The organism is Pseudomonas sp. JL23 (assembly GCF_056933585.1).
Map to the genome: position 1 here is coordinate 2,799,808 of NZ_CM167795.1, position 23,547 is coordinate 2,823,354.

General features: G+C 61.7%; 19 protein-coding genes and 1 pseudogene. 14 read left to right on the forward strand and 6 right to left on the reverse strand.

Features of this window, described 5'->3' with window-relative positions:
* Positions 1 to 166 precede the first annotated feature (166 nt).
* The gene (locus AC1Z24_RS13115) at positions 167 to 952 is read left to right on the forward strand and encodes a sulfite exporter TauE/SafE family protein (protein ID WP_483745995.1); all 786 of its coding nucleotides are present in this window, start codon (positions 167 to 169) and stop codon (positions 950 to 952) included.
* A gap of 125 nt (positions 953 to 1,077) precedes the next feature.
* Here the strand turns inward: AC1Z24_RS13115 and AC1Z24_RS13120 are convergent, their stop codons facing one another.
* Positions 1,078 to 1,566 carry a MarR family winged helix-turn-helix transcriptional regulator gene (locus AC1Z24_RS13120; RefSeq protein ID WP_483745996.1) on the reverse strand — a complete coding sequence of 163 codons (489 nt, stop codon included), beginning with the start codon at positions 1,564 to 1,566 and terminating at the stop codon, positions 1,078 to 1,080.
* 306 nt (positions 1,567 to 1,872) lie between these two features.
* Between AC1Z24_RS13120 and AC1Z24_RS13125 the strand changes: the two genes are divergently transcribed.
* The 3 genes from AC1Z24_RS13125 to AC1Z24_RS13135 are packed head-to-tail and all read left to right on the forward strand — an operon-like array spanning position 1,873 to position 7,667.
* Entirely contained in the window at positions 1,873 to 5,058 is a 3,186-nt protein-coding gene (locus tag AC1Z24_RS13125; protein ID WP_483745997.1) for an efflux RND transporter permease subunit, read from the forward strand.
* A 58-nt stretch (positions 5,059 to 5,116) separates the two neighbouring features.
* Positions 5,117 to 6,250, forward strand: a complete 1,134-nt coding sequence (locus AC1Z24_RS13130; protein WP_483745998.1) for an efflux RND transporter periplasmic adaptor subunit — start codon at positions 5,117 to 5,119, stop codon at positions 6,248 to 6,250.
* Positions 6,243 to 7,667 (forward strand): efflux transporter outer membrane subunit, encoded by a 1,425-nt coding sequence (locus AC1Z24_RS13135; protein ID WP_483745999.1) that lies wholly within the window; start codon positions 6,243 to 6,245, stop codon positions 7,665 to 7,667. The genes AC1Z24_RS13130 and AC1Z24_RS13135 overlap by 8 nt, the downstream gene beginning before the upstream one ends.
* Before the next feature lie 100 nt (positions 7,668 to 7,767).
* Here AC1Z24_RS13135 and qhpR read toward each other — a convergent pair whose 3' ends face one another.
* Positions 7,768 to 8,814 (reverse strand): AraC-like transcriptional regulator QhpR, encoded by a 1,047-nt coding sequence (gene qhpR / locus AC1Z24_RS13140; RefSeq protein ID WP_483746000.1) that lies wholly within the window; start codon positions 8,812 to 8,814, stop codon positions 7,768 to 7,770.
* 344 nt (positions 8,815 to 9,158) lie between these two features.
* On the opposite strand from qhpR, the gene eat reads away from it, so the two are divergent.
* The 3 genes from eat (at position 9,159) to eutC (ending at position 12,880) form a co-directional block, all read left to right on the forward strand.
* On the forward strand, positions 9,159 to 10,517 hold the full coding sequence (eat, locus tag AC1Z24_RS13145; protein WP_483746001.1) for an ethanolamine permease: 1,359 nt from the start codon (positions 9,159 to 9,161) through the stop codon (positions 10,515 to 10,517).
* Between the two features lie 137 nt (positions 10,518 to 10,654).
* Positions 10,655 to 12,046, forward strand: coding sequence for an ethanolamine ammonia-lyase subunit EutB (locus AC1Z24_RS13150; protein ID WP_483746002.1), 1,392 nt, complete (start codon positions 10,655 to 10,657; stop codon positions 12,044 to 12,046).
* A 9-nt stretch (positions 12,047 to 12,055) separates the two neighbouring features.
* The gene (gene eutC, locus AC1Z24_RS13155) at positions 12,056 to 12,880 is read left to right on the forward strand and encodes an ethanolamine ammonia-lyase subunit EutC (RefSeq protein WP_483746003.1); all 825 of its coding nucleotides are present in this window, start codon (positions 12,056 to 12,058) and stop codon (positions 12,878 to 12,880) included.
* Positions 12,881 to 13,061: 181 nt separating this feature from the next.
* Here eutC and nadE read toward each other — a convergent pair whose 3' ends face one another.
* The 3 genes from nadE to AC1Z24_RS13170 form a co-directional block, all read right to left on the reverse strand.
* Positions 13,062 to 13,898, reverse strand: a complete 837-nt coding sequence (gene nadE, locus AC1Z24_RS13160) for an ammonia-dependent NAD(+) synthetase (protein ID WP_483746004.1) — start codon at positions 13,896 to 13,898, stop codon at positions 13,062 to 13,064.
* A 128-nt stretch (positions 13,899 to 14,026) separates the two neighbouring features.
* Positions 14,027 to 15,226: a nicotinate phosphoribosyltransferase gene (gene pncB, locus AC1Z24_RS13165; RefSeq protein ID WP_483746005.1), complete on the reverse strand. Its 1,200-nt coding sequence runs from the start codon at positions 15,224 to 15,226 to the stop codon at positions 14,027 to 14,029.
* Positions 15,223 to 15,873: a nicotinamidase gene (locus AC1Z24_RS13170; RefSeq protein ID WP_483746006.1), complete on the reverse strand. Its 651-nt coding sequence runs from the start codon at positions 15,871 to 15,873 to the stop codon at positions 15,223 to 15,225. Before AC1Z24_RS13170 ends, pncB begins: the two co-directional genes overlap by 4 nt.
* An 86-nt stretch (positions 15,874 to 15,959) precedes the next feature.
* Here AC1Z24_RS13170 and AC1Z24_RS13175 point away from each other — a divergent pair, with 86 nt between their 5' ends.
* Genes AC1Z24_RS13175 through AC1Z24_RS13185 form a run of 3 tightly spaced genes read left to right on the forward strand, consistent with a single transcriptional unit; the run spans position 15,960 to position 17,725 of the window.
* Positions 15,960 to 16,565, forward strand: a complete 606-nt coding sequence (locus AC1Z24_RS13175; RefSeq protein WP_483746007.1) for an adenylyltransferase/cytidyltransferase family protein — start codon at positions 15,960 to 15,962, stop codon at positions 16,563 to 16,565.
* Complete coding sequence (locus tag AC1Z24_RS13180) at positions 16,562 to 17,272, forward strand: NUDIX hydrolase (RefSeq protein WP_483746615.1); 711 nt, start codon at positions 16,562 to 16,564, stop codon at positions 17,270 to 17,272. Before AC1Z24_RS13175 ends, AC1Z24_RS13180 begins: the two co-directional genes overlap by 4 nt.
* A 36-nt stretch (positions 17,273 to 17,308) precedes the next feature.
* On the forward strand, positions 17,309 to 17,725 hold the full coding sequence (locus AC1Z24_RS13185; RefSeq protein ID WP_483746616.1) for a GNAT family N-acetyltransferase: 417 nt from the start codon (positions 17,309 to 17,311) through the stop codon (positions 17,723 to 17,725).
* Positions 17,726 to 17,734: 9 nt separating this feature from the next.
* Here the strand turns inward: AC1Z24_RS13185 and AC1Z24_RS13190 are convergent, their stop codons facing one another.
* On the reverse strand, positions 17,735 to 18,112 hold the full coding sequence (locus tag AC1Z24_RS13190) for a cupin domain-containing protein (protein ID WP_483746008.1): 378 nt from the start codon (positions 18,110 to 18,112) through the stop codon (positions 17,735 to 17,737).
* Between the two features lie 101 nt (positions 18,113 to 18,213).
* On the opposite strand from AC1Z24_RS13190, the gene AC1Z24_RS13195 reads away from it, so the two are divergent.
* The 4 genes and pseudogenes from AC1Z24_RS13195 to AC1Z24_RS13210 all read left to right on the forward strand — a co-directional run bounded on the left by AC1Z24_RS13195 (position 18,214) and on the right by AC1Z24_RS13210 (position 23,379).
* Positions 18,214 to 19,074, forward strand: a complete 861-nt coding sequence (locus AC1Z24_RS13195; RefSeq protein WP_483746009.1) for a LysR family transcriptional regulator — start codon at positions 18,214 to 18,216, stop codon at positions 19,072 to 19,074.
* 249 nt (positions 19,075 to 19,323) lie between these two features.
* Positions 19,324 to 19,800, forward strand: a pseudogene (locus AC1Z24_RS13200) (MCP four helix bundle domain-containing protein); the annotation flags it as partial.
* A 90-nt stretch (positions 19,801 to 19,890) separates the two neighbouring features.
* The gene (locus AC1Z24_RS13205) at positions 19,891 to 20,949 is read left to right on the forward strand and encodes a methyl-accepting chemotaxis protein (RefSeq protein WP_483746617.1); all 1,059 of its coding nucleotides are present in this window, start codon (positions 19,891 to 19,893) and stop codon (positions 20,947 to 20,949) included.
* A gap of 66 nt (positions 20,950 to 21,015) precedes the next feature.
* Positions 21,016 to 23,379, forward strand: a complete 2,364-nt coding sequence (locus AC1Z24_RS13210; protein WP_483746010.1) for a DNA polymerase II — start codon at positions 21,016 to 21,018, stop codon at positions 23,377 to 23,379.
* Positions 23,380 to 23,547: the final 168 nt, after the last annotated feature.

Sequence of the window (23,547 nt, forward strand, 5' to 3'; positions counted from 1 at the left end):
CTGAATGAAAGTCATGGACCGATCATGCCCGCAGCCAAAAGACTGCGTCAAATGAAAATCGACCCGGTTATAAAGTTAGACCGCATCGTTCTAAGGGCTATTGAGGAAAGTCGTTATGCTGCTGCGCGTTTTTCCATGCAATAGCAGCATTAGATAAGGCATCACGATGGATTTCGGTAGTACAGGTCTGGTGGTCGCGGGTTTGCTCGTGGGCTTTATCGTTGGCATGACCGGTGTCGGTGGCGGTTCATTGATGACGCCCATCCTGCTCTGGTTCGGCATCAATCCGGCGACGGCGGTCGGTACTGACCTGCTGTATGCCGCCATTACCAAATCCGGCGGCGTGCTGGTGCACCGCAAGAACGACAATATTGACTGGGGCATTACCGGTTGGCTGACGATGGGCAGCGTGCCTGGCGTAGCTCTGACCCTGTGGTTCCTCAGCGAGCTGCAAACCTCGCCGACGGCCCTGAACAGCGTGATCAAACAGGCCCTGGGCGTGGTCCTGCTGCTCACAGCTCTGGCAATTTTCTTCAAGAAACGCCTGCTGGCCTTCGCCCACAAGCGCGCTGGCGGCAACTACCAGCCCGGCGGGCGACGCCTCAATGTGATGACCGTTGTCACCGGCCTGATCCTCGGCATCATGGTCGCGCTGACGTCCATTGGCGCAGGCGCTTTGGGCACCGTGGCGCTGTTTATCCTCTATCCGCTGCTACCGACACGCCGCTTGGTCGGCACCGAAATCGCCCACGCCGTGCCCCTGACTCTGGTCGCCGGCCTGGGCCATGCGAGCATGGGCAATATGGACTGGTCGGTACTGGGCTTCCTGCTCATGGGTTCGCTGCCGGGTATCTATGTGGGCAGCCAGTTGAGCGGGCGTATCTCGGACGAGGTGCTACGGCCTTGCCTGGCGACGATGCTGATTTTGATTGGCTACAAACTGGTGTTCTGAAGATACTCGTAGTCGGTCCTACAGGCCGTGTGCACGCTCCATGATTTTGGCGCGCCCGTCTCGAAACAGTGCCCTGGCTTAGTACATTCCCCCCGTTTGATTGCCTCTGCAAAAACACTGCGCTGTCATTCAACCGGCGCGTGCAGCTCCTCAAGCAGCGCCTGGGCGAAGGTTTCCGATGAGATCAGGTCCAGGGCGCTGCGCAGCTTGACGGTCTCTTCGATACCGAAGGCCTTCTCGAAAATCGACGATACCCTCTCGGAAATCTGCTGGGCCTCTCGGTATTTCGCCCAGCCGTTTTCGGTCAGCAGCACCCGCCGACTGCGCCGATCCAGCTCGTCCACCAGCACATCGACCAGACCATCGCGCACCAGGGGTTTGAGGCTGTGGCTCAGGGCAGACAGGTCCATGACCAAGGCATCGGCCAGATCACGCATCTTCGGCTCGTTGCCCCTGGCGATATGGGACATCAGCGAATACTGGGTGGCCTTCAGGCCGGTGCCGGTAAACGCTTCGTCATAAATTTGCCCCAGCCGCCGTGATGCCCGGCGTACCGAGCCATTTGCGCAGCTGCTGGCCATGCTCTGGGCGGGGCAGGAGTCAGACAGTTTCAAAAGTATTGGCTCTCCTATCAATCGACATGCAGACATATGAATTGATGCGTTTTTCCGTAGGAGCGGCTTTAGCCGCGAGGGCGTTCTCCCGGCTAAGCCGGTCCTGCAGGTTTACTGCGCGATCCAGCAACACAACAGGATTAAGCCACGATTATGCACGCGAGCCGGTCTCTAACAAGCGGTTTCTGTCCTTGCGGTCAGGTAGAAGTAACCTGAAACAAATTACTTGCGTATGCCATCAATATCATTATTGTGGCATATGCCACTTTTTCCTGGCGGCTCATTCCCTCTGCTTGGATCACCTCTATGCTCGGCCTTGTGCGTGTCGCATTGCGACGACCCTATACGTTCGTTGTTCTGGCAATTCTCATTCTGATCATCGGCCCGCTGGCGGCCTGGCGTACGCCGACCGATATCTTTCCCGAGATCAAGATCCCGGTGATAGCGGTGATCTGGCAGTACACCGGCCTGCCGCCGGACCAGATGGCGGGGCGCATCACGTCGCCTTTCGAGCGCGTGCTGACTACAACTGTCAACGATATCCGCCATATCGAAGCGCAATCGCTTAATGGTTACGGCATCGTCAAGGTGTTCTTCCAGCCGGGGGTCAATATCAGTACCGCCAACGCGCAACTGACCTCCGTGTCCCAGGCCATCCTGCGTAACCTGCCACCGGGCACCGTGCCGCCGCTGATCCTCAACTACAGCGCCTCCACCGTACCCATCGTGCAGCTGGCGCTGTCCGGCAACGGCCTCAGCGAACAGAAACTCGGCGATATCGGCCTCAATACCGTGCGCCTGATGCTCACCACCGTGGCCGGCGCCTCCCTGCCGTATCCGTTCGGCGGCAAGACCCGGCAGGTGCAGATCGATCTGGACTCGGCCGCTATGCAGGCCCGTGGCCTGTCTGCCCAGGACGTTGCCAATGCCCTGGCAACCCAGAACCAGATCACCCCGGTGGGCACCGAGAAGATCGGCAGCGCCGAATATGTCCTGCAACTGAACAACTCGCCAACGGCTTTCAAGGACCTCGAAGACCTGCCGATCAAGACCGCCAATGGCACCACGGTGCTGATTCGTGACGTCGGCACGGTAAAGGACGGCAGCCCGCCGCAGACCAATATCGTCCACGTCAACGGCAACCGTTCGGTGCTGATTCCGGTGCTCAAGACCGGCTCGGCCTCGACCCTGGGCGTCATCGCCGGGATCAAGGACAAGCTCGCTGACTCCAAGGGCCTGCTGCCCGATAACCTGAAGATCGACCTGATCGGCGACCAGTCGCTGTTCGTGCGCTCGGCCATCAGCGGCGTGGCCAGGGAAGGGCTGATCGCGGCCGCGTTGACCAGTCTGATGATCCTGCTGTTCCTCGGTAGCTGGCGTTCGACGGTGATCATTGCCGTGTCGATTCCTCTGGCAATCCTGTCGTCCATCACCGCGCTGTCGGCACTTGGCGAAACCCTGAATATCATGACCCTGGGCGGGTTGGCCCTGGCCGTGGGGATCCTGGTCGACGACGCCACGGTGACCATTGAGAACATCAATTGGCACCTGGAACAGGGCAAGCCGGTGGAGACGGCGATCCTCGACGGCGCGGTGCAGATCGTCACCCCGGCCTTTGTCTCGTTGTTGTGTATCTGCATCGTTTTCGTGCCGATGTTTTTCCTCGAAGGCGTGGCGCGCTTCCTCTTCGTACCCATGGCCGAAGCGGTGATCTTCGCTATGATCGCCTCGTTCATCCTGTCGCGTACCCTGGTGCCGACCATGGCCAACTTCCTGCTCAAGCCCCATGTGCTGCATGGCGAAGGTGAGGGCAAGGCGCTCAGTCGCAACCCGCTGGTGAATTTCCAGCGCGGTTTCGAGGCGCGTTTCGAGCGGGTTCGCGGCGGCTATCACGACCTGCTGGACAGCGCCCTGCGCCATCGCAAAGTGGTCATGCTCAGCATCTTTGCCTTTGTCATCGCCTCGTTTGCGCTGGTGCCGTTTCTCGGGCGCAATTTCTTCCCTGCGGTGGATTCCGGGCAGATTCTCATGCACGTTCGCGGGCCGGTCGGTATGCGTGTGGAGAACACCGCGCAACTGGTTTTCGATATCGAGAACAGCGTGCGCAAGATCATCGATCCCGCTGACCTGAACACCGTGGTCGATAACATTGGCCTGTCCATCAGCGGTATCAACACCGCCTATAACAACACCGGCACGGTGGGTTCCCAGGACAGCGATATCCAGATCAGTCTCAAGGAAGACCATCAACCCAGCGCCGACTACGTGCGTCAGTTGCGCGAGCAACTGCCCCGGGAATTTCCCAATGCGGTCTTCTCGTTCCCGCCGCCGGATATCGTCGGGCAGATCCTTAACTTCGGCTCGTCGGCGCCCATCGACCTGCAGATCACCGGCAACAACCTGCCTGCCAACTTCGCTTACGCCAGCACCTTGCTGCGCGAGATCCGCCGGGTGCCGGGCGTGGCCGATGCGCGGCTGCAACAGTCCCAGCAATTGCCGACCTTCAAGATCAATGTCGACCGCACCCGTGCGCAATTGGTGGGCATCAGCGAGCGGGATATCACCAATAGCCTGGTGGTCAACCTGGCGGGGTCGAGCCAGGTGGCGCCGACGTTCTGGCTCAATACGGCCAATGGCGTGTCCTATCCCATCGTCCTGCAAACGCCGCAGTACAGCCTCGATACCCTTGCGGCGCTGCATAACCTGCCGCTGACTGCGGTAGGTCAGGGTAATAACGGGCAGATCCTCGGTGGTCTGGCGACGGTGGAACGCAGTCACAGCAACTCGGTGGTGAGTCAGTCCGATATCCAGTCGGTGGTGGAAATCCTGACTTCGACCCAGGGCCGCGACCTGGGCGGGGTGACGGCGGATATCCAGGCAATCATTGCCGCCCACGCCGGTGAAGTGCCCAAGGGTTCCAAGGTGGCGCTGCAAGGCCAGGTGACCACCATGAACAGCGCGTTCAGTGGCCTGTTGTTCGGTTTGCTGGGGGCGGTGGTGCTGATCTACCTGCTGATCGTGGTCAACTTCCAGTCCTGGAGCGACCCGTTCGTGATCATCACGGCGTTGCCTGCCGCGTTGGCCGGGATTGTCTGGATGTTGTTCGTCACCCATACACCCTTGTCGGTGCCAGCTTTGACCGGAGCGATCATGTGCATGGGGGTCGCCACGGCCAACGCCATTTTGGTGGTGAGTTTCTGCCGCGAACGCCTGGCTGAACATGGCGACCCGCTGCGGGCCGCCCTGGAAGCCGGCTTTACCCGCTTCCGTCCGGTGTTGATGACCGCCATTTCCATGATTATCGGCATGGCGCCCATGGCCCTGAGCCTGGGCGAGGGCGGCGAGCAGAATGCGCCCCTGGGCCGTGCGGTGATTGGCGGCCTGAGCTTTGCCACGATCGCCACGCTGTTCCTCGTTCCTATCATTTTCAGTCTGGTCCATGCCCGGCATGGCCGCGTTTCTGTTGCGGCGAACACCGCCCGAGGTTTCTGACATGTCCATTGATACTTTGCCAACTCAACCCGTCCCACATCGGGGCAAAGGCGGCGGGATGCTGGTTCTGCTGCTGGGCGCAGGCGCCGTGGCCGCCATCGTGTTCTACGGCATCAGCGTACGGGCCAGCGAATCTGGCAAGCTGAAGACCTGGACCGACAATCAGGCGCTGCCCAGCGTCATTGTGATCAGCCCCAGCGTCCCGGCACAGGGCGGTGTGCTGAACCTGCCGGGCCGTCTGGAAGCCTGGTCCCGGGCCTCGATCTTCGCCCGGGTGGGCGGCTATCTGAAGTCCTGGAAAGCCGATATCGGCGCCAAAGTTAAAGCCGGTCAGGTGCTGGCGGAAATCGACACCCCCGAGCTTGATCAACAACTGCTTCAGGCCAAGGCCGATCTGGCGACGGCCCAGGCCAACGCGGCGCTGGCCAGCACTACTGCCAAGCGCTGGCAGGCCATGCTTGCTTCCGATTCGGTGTCGAAACAGGACGTCGACGAGCGCGTCGGCAACCTCGCCGCCCGTCAGGCTCAGGTCAATGCCGCCAACGCCAATGTCGAGCGACTGATCGCCACCAAAGGCTTCCAGCGCCTGACTGCACCCTTCGATGGTGTGGTGACGTCGCGTTCCACCGACGTCGGTGCCCTGATCAACGCCGGTAGCGGCGGTGTCGGGCAGGAGCTGTTCGCGGTCTCCGACGTCAGCCGCCTGCGGGTCTATGTGCAGGTGCCGCAAAGTTACGCGCCCCAGGTGCGGGTCGGTACCAAGGCGCACTTGAACGTGCCTGAGTACAAACAGGAGCAGTTCAACGCCACGGTGATTGCCTCGGCGGACTCGGTGACCGCGTCATCCGGGACCACTCTCGTGCAATTGCAAGTGGACAACGCCGCCGGGCGCCTGCTGCCAGGGGCCTATACCAGCGTGCAGTTTGACCTGCCGGTGCAGAGCAACGTCCTGCGCCTGCCCGCCAGTGCTCTGGTCTTCGACGATCATGGCATGCGCGTGGCGACCCTTGATCAGCAAAACCATGTGTTGTTCAAGAGCGTGACCATCGCCCGGGACTTTGGCGATAGCGTAGAGATCGGCAGCGGCCTGCTGGCCTCTGATCGCGTCATCGACACACCGCCTGACGGCCTGATCGACAGCGACAGCGTGCAGTTGGCCAAAGCAGCAACCGAGGCCAAACCCCATGGCTAAATACAGTCTGCTGTTACTGGCGATGCTCGGTCTGGGCGCCTGCTCCATGGCCCCGGAGTATAAGGTGCCGCAAACCCCGGTCGCGGCCGAGTTCCGCACCCAGGGCGCCTGGAGCACCGCCACGCCCAACGACAGCATCAGCCGCGATGGTTGGTGGCGCATCTATCAGGACCCGCAACTGGATGCGCTGCAACAGCAGTTGCTGCTGAATAACCCGACCTTGAGCGCGGCCCTGGCCCATTACAGCCAGGCCCAGGCGCTCGTCACCCAGGTGCGCTCGGGGCTGTTTCCGACCATCAAGGGCATCGGTAATGGCCAGCGTATTCGCCAGTCCGACACCCGGCCATTGCGCTCCAGCACCACGGCAGATGTCTATGACTCCGCCACTTTGGGTTTGCAGATTGACTACGAAGTCGACCTTTGGGGACGGGTACGCGACTCGGTGGCTGCGGGCACAGACGAGGCCCAGGCCTCCCAGGCCGACCTGGCGTCTGCGCGTTTAAGCCTGCAGGCGCAACTCGCTGACAGCTACATTCAACTGCGCGGGCTGGATCAACAGAGCCAGTTGCTCAGCGCCACCACTGAGGCGTTTGCCCGGGCCGTCAGCCTGACCGAAGGATTGCACGGTGGTGGCATTGTCTCCGGTCTGGATGTGGCCCGGGCCAGTACCCAACTGTCTTCGGCCAAGTCGCAGCTCAAGCAGAATCAGGTACAGCGAGCGGTGATGGAACATGCCATTGCCGCACTAGTGGGCGCTTCCGCCTCGCAGTTCAGTTTGCCGGTCAACACCACGGCGATTGCCTTGCCCGGCGTGCCGGTGGGCGTGCCCTCGACCCTGCTGCAACGACGCCCGGATATCGCCGCCGCCGAGCGACGTATTGCCGCCGCCAACAAGCGTATAGGCGTGGCGCGCACCGCCTGGTTTCCGACCATCAGCCTGAGTGCCCAGGGCGGCTATCAGAGTGACGAGTTCGCCAATCTGCTGTCCGCGCCCAATCTGTTCTGGGCCGTCGGACCGGCGCTGGTCACCACCCTGTTTGATGCTGGCGCGCGCCAGGCTCAGGTCGACTCGGCCCGGGCCGCCACCGAAGAGGCCGGGAGCAAATACCGTGCAGTGGTGCTGGGAGCGTTCGAGCAGGTGGAAGACAACCTGACCCTCATCGACGGCCTCGGCAGCGCCCTGCAAGATCAACGCGCAGCGGCCGAAGCGGCACGTTACACGGAAAACCTGTCGCTGGAGCGCTATAAACAAGGCGCGATCGGCTATCTGGATGTGGTGGTGGCGCAGACCGCCTCGTTGCAGGCGCAACGCAGCGTGCTGGATCTGCAGACCCGGCAGTTAAGTGCCAATGTCGGTTTGGTCAAGGCGTTGGGGGGAGGGTGGAGCAGGGCTGAGGAGCTATCAATAAATCGGTGAGGTACGCAGAGGCTTGCTCGCGAAAGTGTCGCTAGAGCCAGAGATGTCGCCTCTAACTGCCTCTTCGCGGGCAAGCCTCGCTCCAACGAAACGGTTTAAATTACTCCAGCGTCCGCCACTGCCGCGGACTCACCCCGAACCAGCGCCGAAACGCCCGGGAAAACGCGCTGGTTTCCGAGTAACCCAACACCAGCGCCAGCTCCGAAACACTCAGGCGCTCCTGACGCAGATGCCATAGTGCAGCCTCGCGACGCACCTCATCGACCAGTTGGCTGAAGCTCACCCCTTGATCGCGCAGGCGTCGTTGCAGGGACCATTCGCTGGTGTTCACCTGCCGGGCAATTTCGTCCAGGGCTGGTTCGCCCAGGCCCAGGCTGTTGTGGATGGCCTGGCGGACGTGTTCGAGCAGGTCGCCGCCGCTGCTGGCACCGAGGCGGCGGATGGCGTCGTTGACCAGCATCAGCAGTACCGGATCGCGGCCCGGCATGCTTTTGCCGGCGATCTCGGCCTTGGGGATCAGGATCGAGTTGGCCGTCTGGGAGAAGTGCACCGGTGCCTGGAACAGGTCGCGGTGGACTTGGCCGTCCTCGGGGCGGTCATGTTCGAAGGTGACCTCGCGCGGCCCCCATTCATTGCCCAGTACATGGCGCAGCAGATTGGTGGCCATGCCCATGGTCAACTCAGCATCCTGACGCCGCTGCACGATGGCGCCGTGGCGAATCTGGTAATGGAAGCGATAGCACTCGCCTTCATCGAGCAACTGGATCGCGGTGCTGTGCTGATGGAAGGGGAAGGCCTGGGCGAAATTGACCAGGGCGTCTTCGAGGGTTTCCGAGCACAGGCCGACATAGCCCAGCAGGCCCAGGGCCTGAGGCTGGAACTGCTGGCCGTAATGCAGGCCGAAGTTGTCGCAACCGGTCTGCCGGGCTGACTCCTCAAGTACTTCGCAATAGTTGGACAGGCACAGGCTCAGTGTCGGATGCAGCAGCTGTTCCTGTTGAATGCCGGCGCGGCCAAAGATCCGGTCCAGATCGCCGCCGAAGTCGGTAATGAACGCGCCCAGGCCGTTTGCCGCCGCCGACAGGACACCCTGATTGCTGGCAGGCTGTGTGCTCAGGGGCGGGGACGGGAAGATCGCGTGGGACATGGGGACAGTAGCCAAAGGAGAAACATGAAAAGTTTTCAAGCAAAACCTGTTCCGCTTTCATGTTGGCGCCTGCCAGAGCCATCGTTGGCACGCTTTGAAACATAGGGTTACTTGGCTACACCCTCACAGTCCCCCGGATTTTGCGCATCTGCGGTCTTCGGTAGCAGTGTTCCCATAAGGTGCGCAGGCGTTCACTGAGCCCGTATTCGCGCCATCCCGGTGCGTCGTCCACCGAATTGACCGTGCAGGACAACGACTGTCCTGCAACGTCAAGTCTTGCGCCGCAGGCTGTGGTTATCCTGAAAAACGAGCACATTCCGCCCGTTCGTCAAAGAGGCCACGCCATGACTGTTTCGCAACTCAAACCGACTTTGGGGACCCTGCATCTGTGGGGTATAGCCGTGGGCCTGGTGATTTCCGGGGAATACTTCGGCTGGAGCTACGGCTGGGGTACCGCCGGTACTCTGGGTTTCCTGGTGACCACGCTGATGGTCGCGGTGATGTATACCTGCTTTATCTTCAGCTTCACCGAAATGACCACCGCCATCCCCAACGCCGGTGGCCCGTTCGCCTACAGCCTGCGCGCCCTGGGTGTCGGCGGCGGCACCATCGCCGGTCTTGCGACCTTGATCGAGTTCGTCTTTGCGCCACCGGCCATTGCCATGGCCATCGGTTCGTACCTGCAAGTGCAGTTCCCGTGGATCGACCCACGCTGGGCGGCGGTAGGTGCTTATGTGGTGTTCATGAGCCTGAATATCGTCGGCGTCAGCATTGCCGCCACCTTCGAACTGATTGTCACCGTACTGGCGGTGCTGGAACTGCTGGTGTTCATGGGCGTCGTCGCGCCTGCGTTCAGCTTCAGCAACTTCGCATTGGGCGGCTGGTCCGGTGCGGACACCTTCTCAATGGGCGCGGTGAGCGGTATTTTCGCGGCGATTCCTTTCGCCATCTGGTTTTTCCTGGCCATTGAAGGCGCCGCCATGGCCGCCGAAGAAGCCAAGGACCCCAAGCGCACCATTCCTCGTGCCTATATCAGCGGCATTCTGACCCTGGTGATCCTGGCCCTGGGCGTGATGATCTTCGCCGGTGGTGTGGGCGACTGGCGCACCCTGTCCAATATCAACGATCCGCTGCCACAAGCCATGAAAGGCGTGGTGGGTGGTGATTCGAAATGGATGCACATGCTGGTGTGGATCGGTCTGTTCGGTCTGGTTGCCAGCTTCCATGGCATCATCCTCGGCTACTCGCGCCAGTTCTTCGCATTGGCCCGTGCCGGTTTCCTGCCAGCAGGCCTGGCCAAGCTCAACCGCTTCCAGACGCCGCACCGCGCTATTCTGGCCGGTGGTGTAGTGGGTATCGCGGCGATCTTCAGTGATGGCGTCGTCAACCTGCAGGGCATGAGCCTGACCGCGGCGATGATCACCATGTCGGTGTTCGGTGCCATCGTCATGTACATCGTCAGCATGATCAGCCTGTTCCGCCTGCGCAAAACCGAACCCAACCTGGAACGCACCTTCCGCGCCCCGGGCTATCCGGTCGTGCCGGGCATCGCGCTGGTGCTGGCAGTGGTCTGCCTGATCGCGATGATCTGGTTCAACCTGCTGATCTTCTCGGTGTTCCTTGGCCTGATGATTGTGGGTGCGTTGTTCTGCCGGTTCATTCGTAATCGTGACGGGCAGGTTGTGGCCGTAGCAGGCCAGTAAAGAACGCTCTTGTTGGAGCGAGGCTTGCCCGCGAAGGCGATATTCCAGCCACTGAAATGTATCTGGAATGCAGGCCTCTTCGCGGGCAAGCCTCGCTCCAACGGATCTCGTTGGACGGTCTATAGAGGAGGTAGGTCATGAGCTTCATGCACACCGTCGGCGGCCAGACCTGGCGTTTCGACAGTCTGCGCCAGTTGCTGGCCAAGGCCAGCCCGGCGCGCTCCGGGGATTACCTGGCCCAAGTCGCGGCCGACAGCGATGCCGAGCGCGCCGCCGCGCAGATGGCCCTGGCCGACGTGCCGCTCAAGCGCTTTCTCAACGAAGCGCTGATCCCCTACGAAGACGATGAAGTCACTCGCCTGATCATCGACACTCACGACACCGCCGCCTTCGCCCCGGTCAGCCACTTGACCGTCGGCGGCTTTCGCGACTGGCTGCTCGGTGATGACGCCGATGAAGCCAGCCTGCGTGCCCTGGCGCCGGGTATTACTCCGGAAATGGCCGCCGCCGTGTCGAAGATCATGCGTGTGCAGGATCTGATACTGGTCGCGCAGAAGATCCGCGTCGTCACTCGTTTTCGCAACACCGTCGGCCTGCGCGGACGCATGTCGACCCGCCTGCAACCCAACCATCCCACCGACGATCCGGCCGGCATTGCCGCCAGCCTGATGGACGGCCTGCTATACGGTAACGGCGATGCCATGATCGGCATCAACCCGGCCACCGACAGCCTCAGCGCCATCAGCGAACTGCTGAAGATGCTCGACGGTGTGATCAATCACTACGACATTCCCACCCAGTCCTGCGTGCTCACCCACGTCACCTCATCGGTGGCTGCCATCGAGCGCGGCGTTCCCCTGGACCTGGTGTTTCAGTCCATCGCCGGGACCCAGGCGGCCAACGCCAGTTTCGGTATCAGCCTGGAAATCCTTCGGGAAGGCTATGAAGCAGGGCTGAGCCTCAAGCGCGGTACCCTGGGCCAGAACCTGATGTACTTCGAAACCGGCCAGGGCAGCGCGCTGTCGGCCAACGCCCATCACAACGTCGATCAGCAGACCTGCGAGGCGAGGGCCTACGGCGTGGCGCGGCATTTCGATCCGTTCCTGGTCAATACCGTGGTCGGATTTATCGGCCCGGAGTACCTGTACAACGGCAAGCAGATCATCCGCGCCGGGCTCGAGGATCACTTCTGCGGCAAGCTGCTGGGTGTGCCCATGGGCTGCGATATCTGTTACACCAACCATGCCGAAGCCGATCAGGACGACATGGACATGCTGCTGACGCTGCTCGGGGTGGCCGGGATCAATTTCATCATGGGTATTCCCGGCTCCGATGACATCATGCTCAACTACCAGACCACGTCTTTTCACGATGCGCTCTATGCGCGCAAGACCCTGGGCCTGCGCCCGGCGCCGGAGTTCGACGCCTGGCTTGAACGCATGGGCATCCTGCACCAGAGTGACGGTCAACTGCGTCTGGGCAGCGGTGTTCCGCCGCTGTTCAGCCAGGCCTTGGCGCAACTGAAGTAAGGACCCTCCATGAGCGACGAGAACATCCCCGAACGTGGCGACCCCTGGCGCCAGCTGCGTGCCCTCACGCCGGCACGGATTGCCCTGGGCCGCGCCGGGACCAGTCTGCCGACTGCGGCGCAACTGGATTTTCAGTATGCCCACGCCCAGGCCAGAGATGCCGTGCACTTGCCCATGGATGTCGCCGGGCTGAGTGAACTGATCCATGCTCAGGGCCACGCCACCCAGACGCTGCACAGCTCGGCGGCGGATCGCAATACCTATCTGCAACGCCCGGACCTGGGGCGGCGTCTGGATGCGGCTTCGGTACAACAGCTCAAGGCGCTCGATGGCAAAGGCTTCGATCTGTGTGTGGTGATCGCTGACGGTCTGTCGTCTCTGGCCGTGCAACGTCATGCGCCGCCGATGTTGCAACGCATCAGTGAACTGGCCGCCGCCGAGGGCTGGAGCCTGGCGCCCATCGCCGTGGTCGAGCAGGGCCGGGTGGCTGTGGCTGATGAAGTGGCGCAGTTGCTCGGTGCGCGCATGGTGGTCATCATGATCGGCGAACGCCCGGGCCTTAGCTCGCCAGACAGCCTCGGCCTGTACTTCACCTACGCGCCCAGGGTTGGCCTCAACGATGCCTCGCGCAACTGCATCTCCAACGTCCGGCTGGAAGGCCTGAGCTACGCCATGGCGGCGCACAAGTTGCTCTACCTGATGCGCGAGGCCTGTGTGCGGCAGTTGTCGGGGGTGAATCTGAAAGATGAAGCGCAGATACCGCTACTGGAAGGCGGCAGTGGGGCAGGACCGGGGAATTTTCTCTGTGGGCCGGGCGAGGATCCACAGGCATAGGGTCTGTCGGAGCCGACGCGCTATTGCTGAGACCGCGCTGTCGTGCGTTACGCACGGAACTCGTGGGAGCCGGCTTGCTGGCGATGGCGTCAGAACAGGCAATAAAGTCGTCGCCTGTCAGTTCGTTGCGAGCGCTTCACACTCGATCGCCACCAAGGCAGCTCTCACAGGATTTATGCGGCTACGAATTGACGGGTACGACAGGCAACTCCCGCTTGTGCTGGGTCTTGTCGTATGCGGTAACGATGATTCCATACGCCTCATCCGGCACTTTTTCACCCTGCAGGAAGCTATCGATCTGCGCGTAGCTGACGCCATGCACCTGTTCATCGGCAAGCCCGGGACGCAGGTCTTCCAGGTCAGCCGTCGGGGTTTTCTCGACCAGTATGGCCGGGGCGCCGAGTTCGGCGGCGATGCGTCGTACCTGGCCTTTGACCAGGCCGCTCAAGGGCGCCAGGTCGCAGGCGCCGTCACCGAATTTGGTGAAGAAACCCATGACCGCTTCGGCCGCATGGTCGGTGCCGATGACCAGGCCGTTGCGCGCGTTGGCCAGGGTGTATTGGGCGAGCATGCGCATGCGCGCCTTGGCATTGCCGAGAACGAAGTCGCGGCGGGCGTCGGTGAGCACGGCCAGCTCTGGCATGGCGCTGACCATGCCCGCGACCCCGGCGGCGATATTGACCGTGACCATCTCGTCGGCGCTGACAAAGGCCAGGGCGGCCTGGGCGTCGGATTCGTCATGCTGGGTGTTGTAGGGCAGGCGTACGGCGAGGAACTGGTAGGCGGCATTGCCGGTTTCTTCACGCAGTTCCTGCACCGCCAGCTGCGCCAGACGCCCGGCGGTCGATGAATCGACACCGCCGCTGATGCCCAGCACCAGCGAGGTCATGCCGCTGTTGCTCAGGGTGTGCTTGATAAAGTCGATGCGTTTGCGGATCTCGGCCTGGACCTGGGTTGCGTCGGTGAACGGAGCGACAACGTCGAGGGCCTGGGCGATTTCGGTCTGGCGATTGTTCATGCTGGTTTCTCCTCCCAGTTGATTGACTGGGTTGGCGTGACGGACCGTAGGACCGGCTTTAGCCGGGAGGGCAATCTCGCGGCTAAAGCCGCTCCTACATGGGATCGCGAGCAGAGGGTCGCGGACCTTTATGGCACCTGAAACACATGCTTGAGATAGGCCACGAAGTTCTCGTCGCGGCATTGGGTCTTGCCGGGGCTGTCGGAGATCTTCGCCACTGGCGCGCCGTTGCAGGCGGTCATCTTGATCACGATATTCATCGGTTCCACCCCAGGGATATCGCAGGTCAGGCGTGTGCCGATGCCGAAGCTGACGTTGATCTGGCCACTGAGCTGGCGGTACAGCTCCAGGGCCTTGGGGAAGTCCAGGCCGTCGGAGAACACCAAGGTCTTGCTCATCGGGTCGATGCCGAGTTTTTCGTAGTGCTGGATGGCCTTGTTGGCCCAGGTCAGCGGATCACCCGAGTCATGACGCAGACCGTCGAACAGCTTGGCGAAGTACAGGTCGCAGTCCTTGAGGAAGGAATCCATGCCGATGCAGTCGGTCAGGGCGATCCCCAGCAGGCCGCGATACTCCTTGACCCAGCATTCCAGCGCCGCCACCTGGCTGTCGATCAGCCGCGGGCCGAGTTGCTGGTGGGCCATGAACCATTCGTGGGCCATGGTGCCGATGGGTTTGAGGTCATATTCCCGGGCCAGGTGCACGTTGCTGGTGCCGACGAAGCGGCCGGGGAAGTCGCGCTTGAGGATATGCACCACTTCTTCCTGCACGCGGTACGAGAAGCGCCGTCGAGTACCGAAATCCGCCACCTGAAACCCCGCCAGTTCCGTGGCCGAGGCTTCGCGCTTGAGCCAGTCGAGCTTTTCATACAGCCGCTCGCCCACCTGCTCGATGACCACATCACGGTAGCGATAGCGGTTGCGCACCTCGGAGACGATCGCCAGCAGCGGGATCTCGTAGAGGATCACATGCAACCACGGACCGCGCAGCTTGATCGCCAGTTGCCCGGCGTCATCAATGCCGACATGTACGTAGCGCAGGTTGAAGCGGAACAGGCTGAGGAAGCGGATGAAGTCCGGCTTGATGAACGGGATCTTCTCCAGATAGGCGAGTTGGTCCTGAGTGATCGACACCTCGGCCAGACGTTCGATCTGGAAGCGGATCTCGGCCAGGTAAGGGGTCAGGTCCTCACTGTTGCGGCAACGAAACTCCCACTCCACTTCGGCGTTGGGGTAGTTGTGCAGCACCGCCTGCATCATGGTGATTTTGTAGAAATCGGTATCCAGCAGGTTCTGGATAATGGCCGGGCCAAATACGCTCTCGCTCATGATTGTGGTCCTTTGATCCGTTTGATAAAGGCATCGAGGGTATCGAGGGTGTCGCAAAGACGGATGTCGACGTCGCTCATTTCAGAGATAGCCTTGGTTGCACCTTCCTCGGAGATGGCCCGGCAGGCGGGCAGGTACAGCAGTACTTCGAAGCCGGCGGCACGCAGTTGCAGGGCGGTGGTCTTGACGCAGAAATCCAGGGCCAGGCCACCGACGATCACCGCTCCGACGCGTTGTACCTTGAGGTATTCGATGACCCCGGTGGAGCGCTTGTCGGCCAGGTCGTGGTAGCAGGCGCCGTAGGGATGCATGTCCGGCTCAATGCCTTTCCAGACGAAGAAGTCGTAGTCCACCGGGGCGGGCAGGCCGTCCAGCAACTCGAAGCCGGGGGTGCCGGGGACGCAGTGGCTGACCCAGGTCAGGTCGGCGTTGGCCAGGGCCAGGGGCTGCAACATCTCGGCATGGCTGGGCACGACCCACGCGGCGTTGGGGGCGTGGGCATCTTTGCTGCCCAGGCGCAGGTCGGCGCGGCTGGCCATGTCGTTGAGGGCCGGGGCAATCAGTTCGCCGCCGGCGACGGGCAATTCGGCGGGGACGTTGGCGGTAAAGCCGTTCTGGGCATCGACGTCAAAGCTGGCGATCTTCATGGCGGTGTCTCCTCGTTCGGGTCTGGACACATAATTCATCAGGTGTAATATGTATGTCAATACTTAATTTGATGAAGGATTAAAACGTGACTGGACATATTTTATCTGGTGAGCAAAATAGGGCGGTCAGTGAGGCGGTGGATTCGACAGTCGAATCGCCCCGCAGGTTTCGTCTGGCGGTCTACGGCGGCGCTTTCGACCCACTGCACAGCGGCCACGTCAGCGTCATCCTGCGTATGCTCGAATGCGCCGACAATCTGGTGATTGTGCCCAGCTATTGTCACGCCGACGGCAAGCGCATGGCCGACTTTGACCTGCGCTGCAGCTGGATCGACAAGCTGGTCGCGCGGCTTGGCTGTGAACGAGTCATCTGCTCGGCGCTGGAAAGAGAGCTGGGGCAGGGCGGCGCGGTGATCTACAGCTACGACCTGCTCTGTGCCCTTGGCGCGCGGTGGGGTGTGGCCCGCAGTGAGACCGCCCTGGTGATCGGCGAAGACAATCGTCAGCGGGTCGGTAGCTTTTATCGGGGGCATGAGCTGTTGCAGGAATTTGGCCTGCTGGTGGCTGATGAGCAATTGTCCGTGCACAGTTCGGCGATTCGCGCGCTGGTGCGCCAGGGGCGTGCGGTACCGCCCGAATGGTGTCCGCCGGAAGTCAGCAGGGATTTGATGGTTTATGGGAGTGCATGTTGAGTAGCGTAGAAGTGTTGGCCAGTGTCGATATTGTCGCCCTGCGACTGGACCCGGAACACAAGGCCCTGCAAGTGTTGCTGCACCTGCGAGACCGCGAACCCCATCAGGGTGAATGGGCCTTGCCGGGGGTGATCGTCAATGGCCGTACCCCGGACAATACCCTGGCCGCTGCCGCCGACCGCGCCCTGAGCGAGAAAGCCCAGGTCAGCCCGCAACATCTGGAGCAGGTCGGCACCGAGGGCAACGCTTTTCGCGACCCTCGGGGCTGGTCCATGAGCACCTATTACCTGGCACTGCTCAGCCCCTCGGCCGAAGCCGGTGGTGGGCAATTGCGCTTTGTCGATATCGGCGAAGTCATCAAGCGCCGCATCGTCCTGCCTTTCGATCACAATCTGTTGGTACAACTGGCTTGCGAGCGCCTGGCGTCCAAGGCGGTGTACAGCAACCTGCCGCTGTACCTGGCACCGGAGCGCTTCACCGTGCTCGATGCCCTGAATGCCGTGCAGGCCTGCCTGGGCTACGGGGTCAATAACACCTCGATCCGCAAGCGCCTGGAGCGCATGAAGGAAGAGGGCTGGGTGCAGGATACCGGCGACAAGAATCAACCTAAGATGGGCCGCCCGCAGCAGCTGTTCCTGCATACGCCGCGGTCCGATACGCCGTTTATGTTCGATCGCAGCCTGTTGCCCGAAGGCAGCGGCTCCTGAGATGAGGTTTGTGCCATGAGCTTTACCCTGCGCCCCATGACCACCGCCGACTACGACGCGGTGCTGAGCCTGATGCAGCGCACTCCGGGGATCTCCATCCGCGATGCCGACTCCCGGGAGTCCACCGAGCGCTACCTGTCCCGCAACCCCGGCCTGAGCTTCGTTGCCGTCGATGATCAGGCCCTGTGCGGCTGCCTGATGGCCGGCCACGACGGCCGCCGCGGCTACCTGCAACACCTGATCGTCTTGCCCGAATACCGTCGCCAAGGCATCGCCGGGGCGCTGGTGGAGCGATGCTTGAGCGAGCTGGCGGCCCTGGGCATTCACAAGAGCCACGTCGATGTGCTCAAGAGCAATGACCTGGCCGCCGCTTATTGGGCGGCCCAGGGTTGGACCTTGCGCGAGGATATCGATCGCTATTCGGTGATCTGGTCGGGGTCGGCTAACGCCTGATTTTGGGCTTCAGCGACCGAGTTGCGCCTCGATCGGCACCGTGCGCGTCGTGACCTCACTGCCGGTATGCCTGGTGGTCATGGTCTCGATCAGCAGGATGCCGCATTCTTCGGCGGCCACCGGGTTGTGCCGGACCTTTTTCGGGATGGTGTAGAACTCGCCGGGGCGCAGGGTGATGACGCGGTCTTGCAGTTCGATCTTCAGTTCGCCGTAGATCACCATGAAGGTCTCGTCTTCGTCGGCATGGTCATGCCACATCAGTTCGCCCTTGAGCTTGGCGACCTTGATGTACTGGTCATTGACCTGACCGACCACCTTGGGGCTCCAGTAGTCGGTCAGACCTTGCAAGGCCTGGGCAATGTTGACGGGGTGATCGCTGGAAAACATGAGTGACTCCTCTCGGTTGAGCCATCACCCTAAACAAAGCACTTTCTTCTACATAACGAATGTTTATAGTGGCGCCATTAACGTTGCTAATGGGGTGAGTCGTGGCGCGGGATATCGATGTGGGCTTGCTTCGGGCATTCGTGGCGACGGCCCAAAGCGGCAGTATCACGGCGGCGGCGCGCCTGCTGCACCTGACCCAGGGCGGTATCAGCCAGCGCATCAAGCGCCTGGAAACCTTCTTTGACTGCGCGTTGATGGAGCGGGGCAATCAGGGCAGTCGCCTGACCGCGCGAGGCGAGATGCTGCTGCCCGAGGCCATTGCCTTTATCGGCGCCAATGACCGCCTGACATCACGACTGACCGGTGAGGCAGCGGTGGAGTTGGTCAGGATCGGCATACCTTATGACCTGGTGGGCACGCATTTCCCGCCGATCCTCACGGCCTTTACCGAGCAGTACCCGGACGTCGAAGTGTTTTTTGTCACCGGCTCATCGGTGGAGTTGTCCCAGTCCCTGGAGAACGGCGAGGCCGACCTGATCGTGCGCGAGTGCATGCTGGAGGAGTCCCGTGGCGAGCGTCTGGCGGTGGACCGTCTGCACTGGGTCGCCGGCCCCGGTGATGTGCATCTGCGTCGGCCGTTGCCCTTGAGCTTCGTCAGCCAGAGCTGCGTGTTTCGCCCGGCGGTGTATGACTCGCTGAAAGCGGCGGATATTGGCTGGAAGGTGCTGTACGACAACAACAGCATCGAAGCCACCGCCGCCACCGTGCGCAGCGACCTGGCCCTGACCACCTGGCTGGCGTCGGCCATGCCGGGGAACCTGCGGATACTGGGAGCGGAAGCCGGGTTGCCGGTGCTGCCGGATTTTGCCATTGAATTGCACCTGGCGGCGGGGCCGTTGTCCGCGCCGGTGCAGGCGTTGGCGTTGTTGATTCGCCAGCATTATTGGCGTGACGTTATTTAACTAACTGATAAGTTAATTTAACTACCTGTGGGGCCGACTTTAGCCGGGAAGGCGCTTTCCCGGCTAAAGCCGCTCCCACAGGTACTATAAGTCCAATAAGCGTATTGCCTGGCCGAACGCCGCGTTCTTGAGGGGTTTACGCTAAATCTTTATTAAAGAATCTTGAACTAAAGCCGATAAGAGAAAGTTCGTTCTTCTCAACTAAAGCTCCAATCGACCATAACTTCAATATTCGATAAGGCTACTCTCATGTTTATTCGGCGCTTGAATATCGCACCCAGGGCGTTCTTCAGTTTTTCCCTGGTGGCCCTGCTGGTGGTACTGCTGGGCCTGTTCGCCCTGGCCCAGATGAAGACCCTGCGCGGCGCGACGCGCATTGCCATGGATACCACGCTGCCGACCTATTCGGCCCTGGGCACCATTAACGACCGCATGTTGCGTTTGCGTATTACGTCGTTCCGTATTCTGGTTGACCGCGAAGATGCGCAATTGCGCAGCACTATCGCCCGCGCCGATGAACTGATCGGCCAACTCAAGGGCGGTCTGAAAGACTACGAAGCGCTGATCAACAGCGATGCCCAGCGCGCCCAGTATGAAAGTTTCCGCCAGGCGCTGGATGCCTATGTCGGTATTCACATGAAGTTGGTCCAGCTGTCCGGTACCGGCGACCTGGCCAACCTCAAGACCTTGTTGGGCGGTGATTACACCAAGTTGTCGGTAGAGCTGGGCGTGCAACTGGACAAGTTGATGAAGCTCAGTGGCAGCAGCGCCACGGCGTTTTCCGAGTTGTCGGAGCGTGAATATGCCTTTGCACAGATGGGCGTGATCGTTGCCCTGGTGCTGGCGGCCGTGTTGACCGGGGTGCTGGCCATTCTGCTGACCCGCAGCATTGTCGCGCCGCTGTCCCAGGCGGTACGTGCCGCAGAAAACGTGGCTTCGGGTGATCTGACCCAGGATATCGAGGCCAACGGCCGTGACGAGCCAGCGCGCCTGCTGGCCTCGCTCAAGACCATGCAGCAAAGCCTCAAGCTGACCATCCAGAGCATTGCCGAATCCTCCGATCAGGTGGCGTCGGCGGCCCAGGAGTTGAACCGGGTGACCGAAGAGTCCAACAAGGGCCTGCATCAGCAGAATCAGGAAATCGAGCAGGCGGCCACGGCGGTCAACGAAATGACGGCTGCCGTGGACGAGGTGGCGCGCAATGCCGTGGCCACTTCCGAAGCCTCCCGTGACTCGGATCGCACCGCCCGTGAAGGCCGCGAGCAGGTCAATCGCACGGTGGACTCCATCAGCGGCCTGGCCAATGACGTGCACGACACCGCTGACCATGTCCGCGAACTGGCCGAGAAGGTGCGTGGCATCAGCAATGTGCTGGATGTGATCCGCTCCGTGGCCGAGCAGACCAACCTGTTGGCGCTGAACGCTGCCATCGAAGCGGCGCGGGCGGGTGATGCCGGGCGCGGTTTTGCCGTGGTCGCCGATGAAGTGCGGGCCCTGGCCCATCGCACCCAGCAATCGACCCTGGAAATCGAGCAGATGATCGGCGGCATTCAGCAGGGCACCGATCAGGCCATGACTGCCATGCAGAACAGCAACGAGCGGGCCAATGTCACCCTGGAAATGGCGCGCACGGCGGGCCAGGCCTTGCAGCAGATCACCGATGCCATCAGCCAGATCACCGAGCGTAACCTGGTGATCGCCAGCGCCTCGGAAGAGCAGGCTCAGGTCGCCCGGGAAGTGGACCGCAACCTGGTCAATATCCGCGACCTGGCCAAGCAGACCTCCGAAGGCGCGCACCAGACCAGCGATGCCGGCCAGCGCCTGTCCGGGCTTTCGGCCAACCTGCATGGCCTGATCAAGCGGTTCCGCGTCTGACAGACCACACGGGCGCGGCCCATGCACGTAGAATCGACGCCCTGATAGGGTGTCGAGGCTGCAACGTTGGATGCAAACACAGGTTTTGTCCTGACCCGCCACTGGCGCGATACGCCGGCCGGCACTCAAGTCGAGTTGTGGCTGGCCACCGACCAGGGGCCGCGGCTGATCCGCCTGCCGCTGCAGACATCGGTGGCGTTCATCCCCGCCGAGCATCGGCAGCGGGCTGAGGCGGCGTTGCGCGGTGAGCCGGGCGTCGAGCTGCGCACCCTGCAACTCTACGACTTCCGCCATCGTCCGGTGCTGGGTTTGTACTGCCCGCAACACCGTCAGTTGATGGACCTCGAAAAGCTGCTGCGCAAGGCCAGCGTCGATGTCTACGAAGCTGATATCCGCCCGCCTGAACGTTATCTGATGGAGCGCTTTATCACCGCCCCGGTGCAGTTTGACGGCACCCCGGATGAAAGCGGCGTGTTGATCGACGCGCAGATAAAACCCGCCCCCGACTATCGCCCGACGTTGCGCCTGGCCTCTCTGGACATCGAGACCACCGCCCGTGGCGAGCTGTATTCCATTGCTCTTGAAGGCTGCGGCGAGCGTCAGGTGTACATGCTCGGCCCGGCCAATGGCGACGATTCGGCGGTGGATTTCAAGCTCGACTACTGCGACAGCCGCGCTGAATTGCTGGAAAGGCTCAATGACTGGATGGCCCTGCACGACCCCGACGCGATCATCGGCTGGAACGTAATCCAGTTCGACCTGCGCGTGCTTCACGAACATTCCCAGCGCCTCAACGTGCCGCTGCGCCTGGGCCGGGGCGGCGAGAGCATGGGCTGGCGCGAGCACGGCAGCCGCAACAATCATTATTTTGCTTCAGCGGCCGGGCGGCTGTTGATCGATGGCATCGAAGCGCTGCGCTCGGCGACCTGGAGCTTTCCTTCGTTCAGCCTGGAAAACGTCGCCCAGACCCTGCTTGGCGAAGGCAAGGCTATCGACAACCCTTATCACCGCATGGATGAAATCAACCGTATGTTCGCCGAGGACAAGCCCGCCCTGGCGCGCTACAACCTCAAGGACTGCGAGCTGGTTACGCGGATTTTCGCCAAGACCGAGTTGCTGACGTTCCTCCTGGAACGCTCCACCGTCACTGGTTTGCCCGCCGACCGCAGCGGCGGTTCGGTGGCGGCGTTCGAGCATCTGTATATCCCGCTGATGCATCGCCAGGGTTTTGTTGCGCCGAACCTGGGTGAGCGCATGCCCGAGGCCAGCCCCGGCGGCTTTGTCATGGATTCGCGGCCGGGGTTGTATGAGTCGGTGCTGGTGCTGGACTACAAGAGCCTGTACCCGTCGATCATCCGCTCGTTCCTGATCGATCCGGTGGGGCTGATCGAAGGCTTGCGCCACCCTGATGATGCCGACTCGGTGCCGGGCTTTCGCGGCGCGCGATTCTCCCGGACCCGCCACTGCCTGCCGTCCATCGTCGCCAATGTCGCCGAAGGCCGCGAGGTGGCCAAGCGCGAGAAGAATCAGCCGCTGTCCCAGGCTTTGAAAATCATCATGAACGCCTTCTACGGCGTGCTCGGTTCCAGTGGCTGCCGCTTCTTCGATACTCGCCTGGCCTCGTCTATCACCCTGCGCGGCCATGAAATCATGCGCCGCACCCGACAGTTGATCGAGGCCGAGGGCTACACGGTGATCTACGGCGATACCGACTCGACCTTCGTCTGGCTGCAAAAGCCCCATGATGAAGCCGACGCCGGGCATATTGGCCGTACCCTGGTCGCCAAGGTCAACGCCTGGTGGGCCGAACACCTGCAAGCGCAATACGGCCTGACCAGCGTGCTGGAATTGCAGTACGAGAACCACTTCAAGCGCTTCCTGATGCCCACCGTGCGTGGCGCCGAGGAGGGCAGCAAGAAGCGTTATGCCGGGCTGGTGACCCTGGCCGATGGCCGCGAGGAAATGATCTACAAGGGCCTGGAGACCGTGCGCACCGACTGGTCGCCCCTGGCCCGGCAGTTTCAGCAGGAGCTTTACTTGCGCATCTTCAAGCGCCAGCCCTATCAGGACTATGTCCGCGACTACGTGCGGCGTACCCAGGACGGCGAGCTGGATGACCTGTTGATCTACCGCAAGCGCCTGCGGCGCCGCCTGGACGACTATGAGCGCAACGTACCGCCCCACGTGCGTGCGGCGCGCATGGCCGACGAGTACAACGATCGCCAAGGGCGTCCACGGCAGTATCAGAATGGTGGCTGGATCAGCTACGTCATGACCCTGGCCGGGCCGGAACCTCTTGAGGTACGCCAGTCCGGCATCGACTACGAGCATTACGTCACCCGACAGCTACAGCCGTTGGCGGACGCGATCCTGCCGTTTGTCGATGATGATTTCAGTACGTTGATTGGCGGGCAGATGGGCTTGTTTTGACGTTTTGTCAGAACTGGACAAAATGTAACTTGCGGATTATCGTCTGGCTTTCCGGCTTTTTTATTCGTTGGAGCGAGGCTTGCCCGCGAAGGCCTTGACGCGGTGTGCCTGATGTACCGCGTTGTTCAATTCGCGGGCAAGCCTCGCTCCCACAGGATTTGCGCCTGT